14 protein-coding genes are annotated in these 15477 nt (G+C 35.1%); 12 read left to right on the plus strand and 2 right to left on the minus strand.

Translation table 11 applies throughout. The features are described from left to right. Positions 1-67: 67 nt before the first annotated feature. Positions 68-1342 carry a serine hydroxymethyltransferase gene (gene glyA / locus V5J73_RS08865; RefSeq protein ID WP_338645112.1) on the minus strand — a complete coding sequence of 425 codons (1275 nt, stop codon included), beginning with the start codon at positions 1340-1342 and terminating at the stop codon, positions 68-70. Between the two features lie 108 nt (positions 1343-1450). Here glyA and fahA point away from each other — a divergent pair, with 108 nt between their 5' ends. The 12 genes from fahA to argH all read left to right on the plus strand — a co-directional run bounded on the left by fahA (position 1451) and on the right by argH (position 14841). Beyond that, positions 1451-2734, plus strand: coding sequence for a fumarylacetoacetase (fahA, locus tag V5J73_RS08870; RefSeq protein WP_338645113.1), 1284 nt, complete (start codon positions 1451-1453; stop codon positions 2732-2734). 146 nt (positions 2735-2880) lie between these two features. Then, positions 2881-4065: a hypothetical protein gene (locus V5J73_RS08875; protein WP_338645115.1), complete on the plus strand. Its 1185-nt coding sequence runs from the start codon at positions 2881-2883 to the stop codon at positions 4063-4065. A 476-nt stretch (positions 4066-4541) separates the two neighbouring features. Further along, positions 4542-5159 carry a GNAT family N-acetyltransferase gene (locus V5J73_RS08880; protein ID WP_338645117.1) on the plus strand — a complete coding sequence of 206 codons (618 nt, stop codon included), beginning with the start codon at positions 4542-4544 and terminating at the stop codon, positions 5157-5159. Between the two features lie 4 nt (positions 5160-5163). Continuing rightward, on the plus strand, positions 5164-6357 hold the full coding sequence (locus V5J73_RS08885) for an argininosuccinate synthase (protein ID WP_338645119.1): 1194 nt from the start codon (positions 5164-5166) through the stop codon (positions 6355-6357). Next, positions 6350-7327, plus strand: coding sequence for an N-acetyl-gamma-glutamyl-phosphate reductase (gene argC, locus V5J73_RS08890; RefSeq protein ID WP_338645121.1), 978 nt, complete (start codon positions 6350-6352; stop codon positions 7325-7327). Before V5J73_RS08885 ends, argC begins: the two co-directional genes overlap by 8 nt. A 104-nt stretch (positions 7328-7431) precedes the next feature. Next, the gene (locus V5J73_RS08895; protein WP_338645123.1) at positions 7432-8568 is read left to right on the plus strand and encodes an aspartate aminotransferase family protein; all 1137 of its coding nucleotides are present in this window, start codon (positions 7432-7434) and stop codon (positions 8566-8568) included. A gap of 29 nt (positions 8569-8597) precedes the next feature. Further along, positions 8598-9794: a glutamate-5-semialdehyde dehydrogenase gene (locus V5J73_RS08900; protein ID WP_338645124.1), complete on the plus strand. Its 1197-nt coding sequence runs from the start codon at positions 8598-8600 to the stop codon at positions 9792-9794. Beyond that, positions 9778-10548 (plus strand): glutamate 5-kinase, encoded by a 771-nt coding sequence (proB, locus tag V5J73_RS08905; protein WP_338645126.1) that lies wholly within the window; start codon positions 9778-9780, stop codon positions 10546-10548. Before V5J73_RS08900 ends, proB begins: the two co-directional genes overlap by 17 nt. Before the next feature lie 69 nt (positions 10549-10617). Then, a complete protein-coding gene (locus tag V5J73_RS08910) occupies positions 10618-11565 on the plus strand; it encodes an N-acetylornithine carbamoyltransferase (RefSeq protein WP_338645128.1) in 948 nt (315 codons plus the stop codon). Next, a complete protein-coding gene (gene argB / locus V5J73_RS08915) occupies positions 11555-12340 on the plus strand; it encodes an acetylglutamate kinase (RefSeq protein ID WP_338645129.1) in 786 nt (261 codons plus the stop codon). The genes V5J73_RS08910 and argB overlap by 11 nt, the downstream gene beginning before the upstream one ends. Continuing rightward, entirely contained in the window at positions 12337-13407 is a 1071-nt protein-coding gene (locus V5J73_RS08920; protein WP_338645130.1) for a M20 family metallo-hydrolase, read from the plus strand. The genes argB and V5J73_RS08920 overlap by 4 nt, the downstream gene beginning before the upstream one ends. Positions 13408-13560: 153 nt before the next feature. Then, positions 13561-14841: an argininosuccinate lyase gene (gene argH / locus V5J73_RS08925; protein WP_338645132.1), complete on the plus strand. Its 1281-nt coding sequence runs from the start codon at positions 13561-13563 to the stop codon at positions 14839-14841. Between the two features lie 105 nt (positions 14842-14946). On the opposite strand, the gene ytxJ is transcribed toward argH, so the two are convergent. After that, positions 14947-15336 carry a bacillithiol system redox-active protein YtxJ gene (ytxJ, locus tag V5J73_RS08930; RefSeq protein ID WP_338645134.1) on the minus strand — a complete coding sequence of 130 codons (390 nt, stop codon included), beginning with the start codon at positions 15334-15336 and terminating at the stop codon, positions 14947-14949. Positions 15337-15477: the final 141 nt, after the last annotated feature.

Raw genomic sequence — 15477 nt, forward strand, 5'->3', positions numbered from 1 at the left:
AGTAGTATTTAATAACTGTTGATTCCAAAACTTTAAACCTTAAACCTTAAACTTGAAACTAAAAAAATTAATATACGAAAATAGCTCTTTCGCTCATCATTTCGTTCACTTCATTGGCTACTGCCTCGATAACATCTTCGTTAGTATGATCTACTAATACTCTGTCAATTAAGGCAACAATAGTTTCCATATCTTCTTCAACAAGACCACGAGTTGTAATCGCTGCTGTTCCTACACGAATTCCTGAAGTTACAAATGGTGATTTATCATCAAATGGAACCATGTTTTTATTTACGGTAATTTCTGCTTTTACTAATGCATTTTCAGCATCTTTTCCAGAAATATTCTTGTTTCTTAAATCAATCAACATCATGTGATTGTCTGTTCCACCAGAAATAATCTCATATCCTCTTTTTACAAAAGCATCCGCCATAGCGTTAGCATTTTTTTGTAATTGTAGCGCATAGGTAAAAAATTCATCTTTCAAAGCTTCACCAAAAGCTACTGCTTTTGCTGCTATAATATGCATTAATGGACCACCTTGATTTCCAGGAAAAACAGCCAAATCCAATAAAGAAGACATCATTCTGATTTCTCCTTTTGGAGTAGTTAAACCAAATGGGTTTTCGAAATCTTTACCCATCAAGATTAAACCTCCTCGAGGTCCACGTAATGTTTTGTGTGTTGTAGTTGTTACAATATGGCAATGTGGCAATGGATCATTCATCAACCCCTTGGCGATAAGCCCAGCTGGGTGAGAAATATCAGCCAATAAGATGGCGCCAACGCTATCCGCAATTACCCTAAAACGCTCAAAATCCATATCACGAGAATAAGCCGAAGCTCCTGTGATAATTAATTTTGGTTGCTCTCTAGTAGCTATTTCTTGAATTTTATCATAATCTAATCTTCCTGTTTCCTTGTCTACACCGTAAAATGAAGGCGTATATAATCGTCCTGAAAAATTAACTGGTGAACCATGCGTTAAGTGTCCTCCATGTGACAAATCAAAGCCTAAAATTTTATCACCTGGTTTGATACACGCGTGGTAAACCGCTGTATTTGCTTGCGAACCAGAGTGTGGCTGTACATTTGCGTAAGCAGCTCCAAATAATTCTTTGGCTCTGTCAATAGCAATTTGCTCCACAACATCAACTACTTCACAACCTCCGTAGTATCTTTTGCCAGGATATCCTTCCGCATATTTGTTAGTTAAAACAGAACCAGCTGCTTCCATTACTTCGTCACTTACGAAGTTTTCCGATGCAATAAGTTCTAATCCGTGAATTTGTCTTTCTTGTTCTTCTAGAATAAGGTCAAAAATTTGTTCGTCGCGTTGCATTTTTTTGATTTTCGTTAATTTGATGCAAAAATACAAAAAAACGTTTGGTTAATAGTTAGATTATAATATATTTGATGAGTAATTTTTTAACAAAATAATTAACAAAATATGCCAATAACAGCTAACGATACCAATAGAAAATCATGGCTAGAAGTTCCCGCCAATAGTGATTTCCCTATTCAAAATATTCCTTTCGGAGTTTTTCTTACCAAAGAAAATATAGTAACCGTAGGAACAAGGATTGGTGATTTTGCAATCGACTTGGGAGCTTTGCAACAATTAAATTATTTTGAAGGTATTGAACTTACGGACGATATGTTCATGCAGGATACTTTGAATGATTTTATTTCGGATGGCCAAAAAACATGGCGTTTGGTTCGAAACCGAATTTCAGAGCTTTTTGATGTGAAAAATCCGAAACTACAAGATAATGCAAAAGATAGAGACATTATAATATTCAGAATGGAAGATGTTGAGATGCAATTGCCAGTACTTATTGGTGATTACACTGACTTTTATTCCAGTAAAGAACACGCTACTAATGTAGGAAAGATGTTCCGTGACCCTGAAAATGCATTGTTGCCAAACTGGCTTCACATCCCTGTAGGCTACCACGGCAGAAGCTCTACAATAGTTCCATCTGGAATCCCAGTTCACAGACCAATGGGACAGACCTTACCTAATGGAGAAACAACTCCCGTTTTTGGACCTTCACGTTCTGTTGATTTTGAACTAGAAACTGCTTTTATTACCACTGATGTAAATATAATGGGTGAAAACATTCCTGTTACTGAAGCTGAAGATTATATTTTCGGAATGGTTTTGTTAAACGACTGGAGTGCACGCGACATTCAAAAATGGGAATATGTACCACTAGGACCATTCTTAGCAAAAAACTTTGCGTCGTCCATTTCACCTTGGATTGTTACCATGGATGCTTTGGAACCTTTTAGAACCAAAGGACCAAAACAAGAACCTACTCCACTTCCCTACTTACAACAAAAAGGGAAACATTCTTTTGACATTAATTTAGAAGTAGCTATCCAGCCTGAAAAAGCAGAAGCAACAGTTGTTTCTAAATCCAATTTTAAATATATGTATTGGACTATGAGCCAGCAATTAGCACATCATACCTCGAATGGCTGCCGCGTTAATTCAGGAGACATGATGGGTTCAGGAACAATTTCTGGTCCAACAGAAGATAGTTTTGGTTCGATGCTAGAATTAACTTGGGGCGGAAAAAATCCAATAAAAATGAACGACGGGACAGAACGTAAATTCATCAATGACAACGATACTGTTATCATGAAAGGATTTTGTCAAAACGGACATGTCAGAATTGGTTTCGGAGAAGTTTCTAGCAAATTACTTCCTCCTTTTGTGAGAAAATGAAAAAATTAAAAACAAACTTTTCAAACCTAACATTTAGTCTATTTTTGTTAGGTTTTTTTATGGCATTATTTTTGGATTTTAAAATAAAAGCCAATTAATTTGTTTAACAACAATAGCCTAAAAAATCATTTATAATAGAAACGCTTATGAAAAAAATTACTCTTTTACTATCCTTGTTTCTTCTCATTTCCTCTTGTGGTGTGAAACAAACACAAAATTTATTAAGTTCTGGAAATTACGACCAAGCGATTGACAATGCCGTATCTAATTTGCGAAGCAATAAAGATAAAAAAAGCAAGCAAGATTATGTTTACTTGCTGGAAGAGGCTTTCGCCAAAGCAAAAGAACGCGATTTGAATGCCATAAATATGTTGGCAAAAGATGCTAATCCCGCTCAATTAGAAAAGATGTACAACACCTATATACAATTGAATTCCCGTCAGGAAAAAATAAAACCATTACTTCCATTAAAGCTACTTAAAGAAGGGAGAAATGCAATTTTCCCATTTGATAATTATAACGACCAAATCATTGACAGCAAAAATGCCTTATCAGCCTATTTGTATGCAAATGCAAAAAAATTAATGGGAACTTCAGACAAAATGAATTACCGCAAAGCGTATGATGATCTGGACTATTTAAATCAAATAACTCAAAATTATAAAAACGTCATACAACTTATTGATGAAGCTAAATTTAAAGGATCGGATTATGTTTCGGTGTACACCAAAAATGAAACAAACATGATCATTCCGGTTCGTCTTCAAAATGACTTATTAGACTTCAGTACTTATGGATTAAATGATAAATGGACCGTTTATCACAGTAATAAACAAAAAGGAATTGATTATGACTACGGAATGGTAATCAATTTTAGACATATTTACATTTCGCCAGAACAAATAAAAGAAAAAGAGTTTGTAAAAGAACGTGTGATAAAAGACGGTGTAAAAAAACTCATTGATGCCAACGGAAAAGAAGTGCTTGACGAAAAAGGAAAAGTCGTGATGGTGGATAATATGAGAAATGCAACAGTACGCATTTATGAATTCAGACAGTTTAAATCGTGTCAAATTACCGCTAAAGTAGATTACATCAATTTTAGAAGTAATCAGTTATTACAATCTTTTCCAATAGCCAGTGAGTTTATTTTCGAAAATATTTATGCAACATACAAAGGAGATCGACGTGCTTCTGATGATAATTATTACTCATATTTTGACAAAAGAGCAGTAGCTTTTCCTAGCAACGAACAGATGGTTTATGACACAGGAGAAGATCTAAAAGCAAAAATTAAAGACATTATTACCAGAAATAGGTTTAGAAACTAATCCTATAAAATTCATCCCATTTCATAAAACTCCTTGATATTTAAAGCTATCAAGGAGTTTTTTTTAAATTTAAAAAATCAACAATACATTAAAATTTTGTTAGAAAAAACAAAAACAGTGTTGTGTTTTAAAAATATGTGTACTTTTGCACCAATGAATAAAACAAGTTTACATATAACTTCTTTGTCACGGACAAACAGACCTACTACTTCTCCCGAAGTACGGATACTATCACTATAGTACCCAAAAGCTGTTTCGTATCTTTATTCATTTTTCATTTTTTTCGTTTTGAAATCATCACTATTTTCCATTGGATTAATACATCCAAAAACTAATACTTATTTATTCCTATTGTATTGTTTTTCAATTTATTGCAAAACAATCAACAGTTTAAATATTATATTTGAATTTGGTGAAAATGTATTTCAAAAACAAACACACAAATCATTTTATAACTCAAAAATTCAGCTTTTGAAATGAATATTTCTATCATTATAACTCAGGAAGAACATTATAAGTACTCGCAAGAAATATGCGATACCATAGAATTGTCCGCACTATTGAGAGGTACGGGAATTGCTAAAAGAACTCCTGAGTACATCCAGAAAAAAATGGAAACCAAAGATGCAGTCCTCGCATTAGTCGATGGTAAATTTGCTGGTTTTTGCTATATCGAAAGTTGGCAACACGGGAAATTTGTGGCACATTCGGGATTAATCGTACATCCTGATTATAGAAATCTAGGTTTAGCAAAAAAAATCAAATCATTTGTATTTGACTATTCCTTGAAAAAATATCCAGACGCTAAGGTTTTTGGAATCACAACTGGCTTAGCGGTTATGAAAATCAACTCCGATTTGGGGTACAAACCAGTCCCTTTTTCAGAATTGACCAGCGATCCAAGTTTTTGGAAAGGATGTCAAACGTGTACCAATTATGAAATTCTAAAAATTAAAGACAACAAAATGTGCTTGTGTACCGGAATGCTTTATGACCCAAAAGAAAAGCCTAAAGACCCGCCTAAACACCCATTTAATATCAGAGTGTTAAACAGATTAAAATCAATTAAAGAAGCCTTGTTCTTAAAAAAATAATATCATGAAAAAAGTTGTATTAGCTTATAGCGGAGGATTAGATACCTCATATTGCCTAAAATATTTAAAAAATGAAAAAGGATATGAAGTTCATACCGTTCTTATAAATACAGGAGGATTTGATGAAGTTGAACTAGCCGCTATTGAAGAAAGAGCCTACGAATTAGGAAGTGCGCAACATGCAAATCTTACCATCGTTGATAAATATTACGATAAAGCTATTAAATATTTGATTTATGGAAATGTATTAAAAAATAATACCTATCCATTATCAGTAAGTGCAGAACGTGTTTTTCAAGCTATAGAAGCAATAAAATACGCAAAATCTGTTGGTGCCAGCGCCATTGCTCACGGAAGTACTGGTGCAGGAAATGACCAAATTCGTTTTGATTTAATTTTCCAAACCATTGCTCCCGAAATTGAAATTATCACTCCTATTAGAGATTTAAAATTATCAAGACAAGAAGAAGTTGATTATTTATCTAAAAATGGAGTTCATTATTCTTGGGAAAAAGCACAATATTCCATTAATAAAGGATTGTGGGGAACAAGCGTAGGCGGTAAAGAAACATTGACCTCAAATCAAACTTTACCAAGTGAAGCATACCCCTCTCAATTGCAAAAAACGGGTGAAGAGAAAGTGACACTACAATTTGAAAAAGGACAATTAGTAGGTATCAACGGGACATTAGACACACCAACAAAAAACATCGTAGCATTAGAAAAATTAGCCAGCGCATATGCAATTGGTAGAGATATCCATGTTGGTGACACTATAATCGGAATTAAAGGAAGAGTTGGTTTTGAAGCCGCTGCACCTTTAATCATCATCAAAGCACACCATTTATTAGAGAAACATACGCTGGGTAAATGGCAACAATACTGGAAAGAACAACTAGGAAACTGGTACGGAATGTTGTTTCATGAAGGACAATTTTTAGATCCTGTAATGAGAAACATCGAGGCTTTTCTGGAAGATACTCAAACGACTGTAAATGGAACCGTTATCGTTTCGTTAAAACCATATCACTTTACATTAGACGGAATTGAATCTGAAAATGATTTAATGAATACCGGTTTTGGACAATATGGAGAAATGAACAACGCTTGGACATCTGACGATGCCAAAGGATTTATCAAAATTCTTGGAAATGCCCAAAACATATTTTCATCTGTAAATAAACTGACGCATGATTAATATTGGAATAATTGGTGGTTCAGGTTACACAGCGGGAGAACTTATCAGAATATTGATGTTCCATCCCAATGCTACACTTGATTTTGTTTACAGCACGACAAATGCTGGAAAACCACTTCATGTTGCGCATCATGATTTGATGGGCGATATCGAAATGAATTTTACCGATACTGTAAATCCGAATGTGAATGTTGTTTTCTTATGTTTAGGTCATGGAAAATCAAAATCGTTTTTAGAACAAAATCAATTTGCGAGTCATACCAAAATTATCGATTTAGGAAATGATTTCAGATTGACAAAAGACAAAGATTTTGACAGCAAAACTTTCGTTTACGGTTTACCTGAATTGAATAAAGCGGTTATTAAAAACGCTCAATTTATCGCTAATCCAGGTTGTTTTGCAACTGCAATTCAACTAGCGTTATTGCCATTGGCCAAAAACGAAATGCTTACAACTGATGTTCATATCAATGCAACGACCGGAAGCACAGGAGCTGGAGTTTCACCTTCGGAGACGACGCATTTCAGTTGGAGATCAAATAATATGTCGCATTACAAAGCTTTTGAGCACCAACATTTGGGCGAAATAAACCAAAGTGTCAACCAATTGCAAGCGGATTATGCAAACGAATTGATTTTTGTACCTAATAGAGGTGATTTTTCAAGAGGAATTTTTGCAACATTGTACACAACAATCGAAGAAACTTTGGAAGATGTAGTGGCGAAATACGAGGCTTTTTACAAAGGCCAACCTTTCGTAACCGTTACAACCACTGGAATCAACATGAAACAAGTGGTTCAAACGAATAAATGTATTATTAGTTTAATGAAAAAAGGAAATCGGTTATTGATTACTTCAGTAATTGATAATTTAACAAAAGGAGCCTCAGGACAAGCCATTCAAAACATGAATTTAATGTTTGGATTGGATGAAACCACAGGATTGCATTTGAAACCAAGCGGATTTTAGAAAAAATTTGTTTAACGTTTAAGGTTTAAAGTTAGAGAGCGATACAATTATTTACTTCTACAACTTTAAACCTGAAACTTTAAACTTTAAACAAAAAGAAGAAAATGAACTTATTTGACGTTTACCCATTATACAACATCACTCCCGTAAAAGCACTAGATTGTACTATTACAGATGAAAAAGGAGTGGAATATTTAGATTTATATGGTGGTCATGGAGTAATTTCCATTGGACACACCCAACCGGATTATGTTGCCAAATTAAAAAATCAATTGGATAATATTGGTTTTTATTCGAATGCAATTCAAAATCCATTGCAAGTAGAATTAGCAGAAAAATTAGGAAAACTTTCCGGATTGGAAGACTATACTTTATTCTTATGCAGTTCTGGAGCTGAAGCCAATGAAAATGCGTTGAAACTGGCTTCTTTTCACAACAATAAATCACGTGTAATTGCTTTTGATAATGCATTTCACGGAAGAACTTCGGCCGCTGTTGCGGTTACAGATAATAAAAAAATTGTAGCGCCATTAAATGCGCAACAAATTGTTACTTTTTTACCATTGAACAACATCGATTTGGTGGAAAACGAATTAAAAAAAGGAGATGTTTCTTCAGTTATAATCGAAGGAATTCAAGGAGTTGGCGGTTTAGACCAAGGTACAACTGAATTTTTTCAGGCATTAGAAAAAATGTGTGCCGCTTATGACGTTGTTTTAATTTTGGACGAAGTACAATCCGGATACGGAAGAAGCGGAAAGTTTTTTGCACACCAACATCATAACATCAAAGCAGATATTATTTGTCTGGCGAAAGGGATGGGTAACGGATTTCCTATTGGCGGAATCTTGATTTCTCCAAAATTTACTGCTAGTTATGGATTATTAGGAACTACTTTTGGTGGAAACCATTTGGCTTGTGCTGCCGGAATAGCAGTTTTGGATGTGATTGAAAGTCAAAAATTAATGGATAACGTAAATGACGTTTACGCCTATTTTTTAGAAGCAATCAAACAAGTTCCTCAAGTTATCCAAGTAAAAGGAAGAGGATTAATGCTAGGTGTAGAATTTGATTTTGACGTAAGTGCGCTTCGTAAAAAAATGATTATTGATAAACATATTTTCACAGGAAATGCAAACAATAAAAATTTATTGAGAATACTTCCACCATTGACAATCAAGAAAGAAGCAATTGATACTTTCATCATTGCTTTAAAAGAAACATTGGCAGAATTGAAATGATTTTTTTCTAAAATAGCAAACCAAAAGCAATGCACCATTTATTACCAATAGAAAAGCGAAATGCAGTTTTAAGTCGTATGGCCGAACTTCTCGAACAAGAAAGAGCCAACCTTAAAACAGTGAATCAACGGGATATCAATAATTATTCTGGCGATGACTTGGCCATGGAAAAACGTTTATTGGTTGATGATGCCAAAATTGACGGGATGATTTTATCCCTGCAACAATTAGCAAGTCAAGAAGATCCTATTGGGGTGGAGCGTTTTAATTTCGACCACGAAAATGGAATGAAAATCATCAATAAAACAGCGGCTTTTGGAACCATAATGATTATTTACGAATCTAGACCCGATGTTACTGTTGAAGCGGGTGGAATCGCTTTTAAATCCGGAAATAAAATTTTATTAAAAGGCGGAAAAGAATCGGTACTATCCAATTTAAAAATTGTGGAATTGTGGCATCAGGCTTTACAAGAAAACAATGTTGCTACAGAATGGGTAGAATATTTGAATTACAATCGAGAAGAAACGCAGGCTTTTTTAGAAAAACCAACACAAAAAGTAGATTTAATCGTTCCTCGTGGTGGTGAGAAATTAATCGCTTTCGTAAAAAAACACGCAAACTGCCCGGTGATTATAAGTGGTCGAGGAAATAATTTTGTGTATGTAAATAAGGAAGCGGATTTAAAAAAAGCACTTGACATTATTATTAACGGAAAGACCTCAAACATATCTGTTTGTAACGCTTTAGATAAAGTTTTAATTGACACGAATCTTGACAATTGGGAAGCTTTTGCAAAGAAAATAATTACCGAATTACAACAAAAAAACGTTACGGTTTTGGGAGATGAAAGCATTTCCAGAGCAACAAATGTTCCTCAGATTGAATCCGATTTAATTTGGTACGAAGAGTTTTTAGATTACAAAATTGTTATCGGAACAACCAATTCAGATCAAGAAGCAATTGACAAAATAAATAAATATTGTGGCGGACATTCCGCTTCGATAATCACAAAAAACAATGCAATTGCCCAGGAATTCATGGAAAACGTGGATACTGCAGCCGTTTATCAAAACGCCTCTACCCGATTCACTGATGGAGGACAATTTGGCTTAGGTGGCGAATTGGCAATAAGCACGGACAAATTACACCAACGTGGACCAATTGGTTTGCAACATTTAGTTACTAATAAGTGGTATATTTACGGAAATGGACAAATCAGGTAAAAAAAGAATTTTATTAAAGCTAGGAAGTAATACGTTAACCAAAGAAACCAATCACATTTCGAGAGGGAAGATTGAAGATATTGGGATGCAAATAGCCGCTTTACAAGACGATTACGAGTTCATTATTGTAAGTTCAGGCGCGATTGCCGCAGCCAAACAATTTGTAAAACTGGAAAATCAAGACAAAGATGTTTTTGTAAAACAAGCATTAGCTTCTATTGGTCAGCCTCATTTAATGCGGATTTATCATGAAAATTTCAGCGATTTAGGATTACTGATTTCACAGTGTTTGCTTTCTTATTCTGATTTTGAAAAAGAACAATCCAAAGTAAATATCGTGAACACCATCAATGTGTTGGTCAAAAATAATTACATTCCGATTATCAATGAAAATGATACGGTGGCTACGGATGAGATTCGGTTTGGTGATAACGATAAATTAGCCGCTTTAACGGCCGTTTTATTAAATGTTGACATTCTGATCATCGCTACCAATACAAACGGGATTTACACCAAAGCATCCATTAATGATGCCGTTCCCGAAACCATTTCTTTGGTAACCGATTTAAAAGTATTGGAAAAAGAGATTGGTGATTCTAAATCCTCGCACGGAACCGGCGGAATGCAATCTAAAATAGAAGCCTCGGCAATTGCCAAAGCAGCCAATATCGAAACCTGGATTGTCAATGGATTAGAGGACAAATTTATTTTGAACGCTTTAAAAAACGAAATACCTTTTACTAAAATCTTATAAAATGTTGCTGCGGTTAATCGTTAATTCGGTTAATCGATTAAACAAATAACCGATTAAACAAATAAGACAATGAACTACATTTCCATACAAAACATAGATTCACTCGATAAATGGGTGAAACAAGCGCTAAAAATCAAGAAAAAACCACTTAAAAATAAAAAACTGGGTAAAAACAAAACCTTAGGAATGTTGTTTTTTAATTCGAGTTTGAGAACGCGTTTGAGTACACAAAAAGCAGCTCTGAATTTAGGAATGAACGTCATGGTAATGAATTTTACCAGTGAAGGTTGGACACTTGAATTTGAAGATGGAGCTATCATGAACTCCGGTGCTTCGGAACATATCAAAGAAGCTGCAGCAGTTGTTTCTCAATATTGCGATATCATTGCCATCAGGGCTTTCGCAGGATTAATTGACAAAGAAAAAGACAATGCGGAAACCGTTCTTATGGGTTTCTTGAAATACGCCACTGTACCTGTTGTCAATATGGAAAGCGCTACAGGACACCCTTTACAATCGCTTGCAGATGCTATAACTATGGCAGAACACAAAACGAAGCACAGACCAAAAGTAGTTTTGACTTGGGCGCCACATCCCAGAGCATTGCCTCAGGCTGTTCCAAATTCCTTTGTGGAAATGATGCAGTTACAAGATGCAGATTTTGTTATTACGCATCCGGAAGGCTACGAATTGAATCCTGAAATTACTAAGGATTCAAAAATTGAATACGACCAGGATAAAGCTTTCGAAAATGCCGATTTTATCTATGCAAAAAATTGGAGTAATTACAAGGAATATGGCCAGATTACGAATTCCGACCCAAATTGGACTGTAACTGCCGATAAAATGAAACTGACTAACAATGCTAAATTCATGCACTGCTTACCGGTAAGACGTAATGTAATTGTTACTGATGAAGTGATTGACAGCGAAAATTCAATTGTTATCGAACAAGCCAACAATAGAACCTATGCCGCACAATTAGTGTTGCAAAAAATATTGAAAAATGGAAAATAAAAAACCGGTAACGCTAATAAAAATTGGTGGAAACATTATTGATAATCCAACGGAATTATCACAGTTTTTATCTGATTTTTCTAAGATTGAAGGGTACAAGATACTCGTTCACGGCGGAGGAAAATCAGCTACCAAAATGGCCGAAAGTATTGGTTTAGTCCCTCAAATGATTGATGGAAGACGCATCACCGATGCTGCTATGCTTGATGTAGTTGTGATGATTTATGCAGGTCAAATCAATAAAAGTATTGTTGCTCAATTGCAAGCTAAAAATACCAATGCGATGGGGTTTTCTGGTGCTGATGGGAATTTAATTCAGTCGGATAAAAGAAACCACCCAACAATCAATTATGGTTTTGTAGGAGATGTCAAAAAAGTGAATACACCATTATTGGAAACGTTGCTTTCAAATGGTATTGTTCCTGTATTTTGTGCTATCACACACGATGGAAAGGGACAATTATTAAACACAAATGCAGATACAATTGCCAGCGAATTAGCGATAGCTTTATCGGAAGTTTTTGATGTTACTTTGAATTATTGTTTCGAAAAACCTGGCGTTTTATTTGATGCCGAAGATGATTCTTCCGTAATTGAGAACATCAATCAAGAATTATATTCCAAATTAAAAGCCGAAAAAGCGATACATTCTGGTATGATTCCTAAATTAGACAACTGTTTCAATAGTTTATCTAAAGGAGTTCAAAAAATAAAAATTGGTCATCATCGAATGTTGCAAGACAAAACCGCATTGTACACTACAATTACACTATGAAGAGTATAGAAATCCTTACACAAGAAGCCATTGCGCTATTAAAATCGCTGATTGAAACGCCTTCCTTTTCAAGTGAAGAAGACCAAACAGCACTTTTAATCGAAAATTGGTTTACACAAAATAATATCCCTTTCGAAAGAGAGAATAATAATGTTTGGGCTTTCAACAAACATTTTGACGCCACCAAGCCAACGCTTTTACTGAATTCGCACCACGATACCGTAAGACCGAACCAAGGTTATACCAATGATCCTTTTGAAGCCATCGTCAAAGACGGTAAATTATTTGGACTGGGAAGCAATGATGCGGGAGGTTGTCTGGTTTCGCTTTTAGCCACTTTTGTACATTTTTATTCGAATGAAAACCTGCCTTACAATATCGTTATGGTCGCTTCAGCCGAAGAGGAAAGCAGCGGAAAAAACGGGTTAAACAGCGTTTTGAAACATTTACCAGAACTAGAATGTGCCATTGTTGGTGAACCAACATTAATGCAATTGGCTGTAGCCGAAAAAGGCTTATTGGTACTCGATGTTATCGTAAAAGGTACCGCCAGTCACGCCGCCCATAATAATCCGGACAATCCTATTTACAATGCGATTCCCGTTATCGAGTGGTTTAACAGCTATCAATTCGAAAAAATATCGGAGGTTTTAGGTCCAGTAAAAATGACAGTTACGCAAGTCACAGCCGGAAAACAACACAACGTAGTTCCTGCGGAATGTCATTTGGTTGTCGATATCAGGGTGAATGATTGCTATAACAATCAAGAAATTTTAGATACCGTAAGAAAACATTTGACTGCTGAAGTCAATCCGCGTTCTATGCATTTAAACGCATCATCAATTCCTGTTGCACACGGATTGGTAAAAGCCGGAATCGCATTGGGAAGAACCACGTATGGCTCGCCTACCCTTTCAGATCAATCAGTTTTGAGCTGCCAATCCTTGAAATTAGGACCTGGAGAAACTCTGCGGTCACACTCTGCAGACGAATTTATATTTATAAACGAAATAGAAGAAGGAATTCAATTGTATATCAAAATACTAACTGATTTTTTCAAACAATAAAATAATTTGGATTTATCCTGATTATTTTCAGGAGCTAATCCCGCTATCCGCTATATCTTTTCCTGGTCTCGTTAAAAAAAACGAGACCAGAAAAAGGATGTCGCTTCTATCGGGGCTAAAAATCTAAAAGTCTAAAAATCTAATAATCCATATATGAAACTTTGGGAAAAAGGAATACCAACCGATAAGCAAATCGAACATTTCACCGTTGGAAACGACAGAGAACTGGATTTAGTTCTGGCAAAATATGATGCATTAGGTTCTATTGCACATGCAAAAATGCTAGGTCAAATCGGTCTTTTAACAGACTCCGAAACCGTTTCTTTGGTTTTGGCTTTGGAAGAAATAATAAAAGATGCTGAAAACGGTAATTTCGAAATCGAAGACAGCTTTGAAGACGTGCATTCCAAAATCGAATATTTACTTACAGTAAAATTGGGAGACGCCGGAAAAAAAATTCATACCGCCCGTTCCCGTAACGACCAAGTTTTAGTGGACGTTAATTTATACCTGAAAGATGTCGTTAAAGAACTGAAAGAGCAAGTAAAAAGCCTTTTTGATTTGCTAATGGAATCAGCAGAAAAGCACCAAAATGTATTGTTACCAGGATACACACATTTACAAATTGCAATGCCTTCCTCTTTTGGAATGTGGTTTTCGGCTTACGCTGAAACCTTGATTGATGATATTACAATGTTGAATGCCGCTTTGAAAATTGTGGACCAAAACCCATTAGGTTCAGCCGCAGGTTACGGAAGTTCATTTCCTATCAACAGAACGTTCACGACACAAGAATTAGGTTTTGAAACTTTAAAATTCAATTCGGTAGCGGCACAAATGAGCCGTGGAAAATCAGAAAAAACAGTAGCTTTTGCTATGAGCAGCGTGGCAGCAACTTTGGCTAAATTCTCGATGGATGTTTGTTTATATATGAGCCAAAATTTTGATTTCATCACTTTGCCTTCGCATCTTACAACAGGTTCGAGCATCATGCCTCACAAAAAAAATCCCGATGTTTTTGAATTGATTCGTGGAAAATGCAATAAAATCCAAGCGTTGCCATACGAAATCACTTTAATCACCAACAACCTTCCAAGTGGCTATCACAGGGATTTACAATTGTTGAAAGAAGGATTGTTTCCAGCGATTCAAAACTTAAAAGCCTGTTTGGATATTGCGATTTTTGCAATCAAAGACATTAAGGTAAAAGAGCACATCTTGGACGATAAAAAATACGATTATTTATTTACGGTAGATTCTTTAAATGAAATGGTGGTTGCCGGATTGCCTTTTAGAGATGCGTATAAAGCCGTAGCAGAACAATTAGAAAATGGCACTTTCCAATCTCCAAAAGAGACCAAGCATACACATGAAGGAAGTATAAACAACCTTTGTTTGGATGAAATTAAAGAAAAAATGATGAGAGCTTACTAATCATCTCACCTATTTCTCCAAAAAAAAAACCACAAATTCGCTAACTAATGACTACATTAAATTAGCGAATTTGCGGTAAATTATTTAAAAAAAAAATACTATTTACTAGACTTTCGTCCCTAATTCTTCCGCATCAATATCACTATGCGAAACATTGTAAATCGCTTTTCCTCCTTTAATTAATATCAATTGTGGAGATTGATGCGTCACTCCAAAACGATTCGCTATTTCATTAGAAATATCACGATTCGCTATTAAATCTAAAAAATAAGGTGTAACTTTATCTGAGCTATTAAACTCATTTTCAAACTGTTTCAGCGCCATCCTACTTACGCTACATCGTGTACTATGCTTGAAAATTGCTACTGGTTTTTCATTCGAAATAGCAATAATTTCATTCAGTTGCCCCAAATCGGTTAGTTCATTCCAGTTGATTTTGTTTTCGTTTGAATCTTTTTCGTCTGAACTGTTGAACATATTTTTAAAAAAACTCATAATTGTCTTGTTTTAAGACATTTTGACTTAAGAACATGATAAAAATCATGAAATTTCTGTCAATTTGTCGGTACTATTGTATTGGAATATAAATTGAATATTGATTCGCAAAGTTAGTCAAATAACCACAAAACAATATAC

The sequence above is a fragment of the Flavobacterium sp. KS-LB2 genome (genome assembly GCF_036895565.1).
GTDB lineage: Bacteria > Bacteroidota > Bacteroidia > Flavobacteriales > Flavobacteriaceae > Flavobacterium.

Excerpts from the sequence above, each read along its gene's own strand:
- argC (WP_338645121.1), top strand. The coding sequence starts at position 6,350 with ATGATTAATATTGGAATAATTGGTGGTTCAGGTTACACAGCGGGAGAA.
- ytxJ (WP_338645134.1), bottom strand. The coding sequence starts at position 15,336 with ATGAGTTTTTTTAAAAATATGTTCAACAGTTCAGACGAAAAAGATTCA.
- V5J73_RS08875 (WP_338645115.1), top strand. The coding sequence starts at position 2,881 with ATGAAAAAAATTACTCTTTTACTATCCTTGTTTCTTCTCATTTCCTCT.
- V5J73_RS08895 (WP_338645123.1), top strand. The coding sequence starts at position 7,432 with ATGAACTTATTTGACGTTTACCCATTATACAACATCACTCCCGTAAAA.
- V5J73_RS08910 (WP_338645128.1), top strand. The coding sequence starts at position 10,618 with ATGAACTACATTTCCATACAAAACATAGATTCACTCGATAAATGGGTG.
- glyA (WP_338645112.1), bottom strand. The coding sequence starts at position 1,342 with ATGCAACGCGACGAACAAATTTTTGACCTTATTCTAGAAGAACAAGAA.
- V5J73_RS08885 (WP_338645119.1), top strand. The coding sequence starts at position 5,164 with ATGAAAAAAGTTGTATTAGCTTATAGCGGAGGATTAGATACCTCATAT.
- argH (WP_338645132.1), top strand. The coding sequence starts at position 13,561 with ATGAAACTTTGGGAAAAAGGAATACCAACCGATAAGCAAATCGAACAT.
- fahA (WP_338645113.1), top strand. The coding sequence starts at position 1,451 with ATGCCAATAACAGCTAACGATACCAATAGAAAATCATGGCTAGAAGTT.
- proB (WP_338645126.1), top strand. The coding sequence starts at position 9,778 with ATGGACAAATCAGGTAAAAAAAGAATTTTATTAAAGCTAGGAAGTAAT.
- argB (WP_338645129.1), top strand. The coding sequence starts at position 11,555 with ATGGAAAATAAAAAACCGGTAACGCTAATAAAAATTGGTGGAAACATT.
- V5J73_RS08880 (WP_338645117.1), top strand. The coding sequence starts at position 4,542 with ATGAATATTTCTATCATTATAACTCAGGAAGAACATTATAAGTACTCG.
- V5J73_RS08900 (WP_338645124.1), top strand. The coding sequence starts at position 8,598 with ATGCACCATTTATTACCAATAGAAAAGCGAAATGCAGTTTTAAGTCGT.
- V5J73_RS08920 (WP_338645130.1), top strand. The coding sequence starts at position 12,337 with ATGAAGAGTATAGAAATCCTTACACAAGAAGCCATTGCGCTATTAAAA.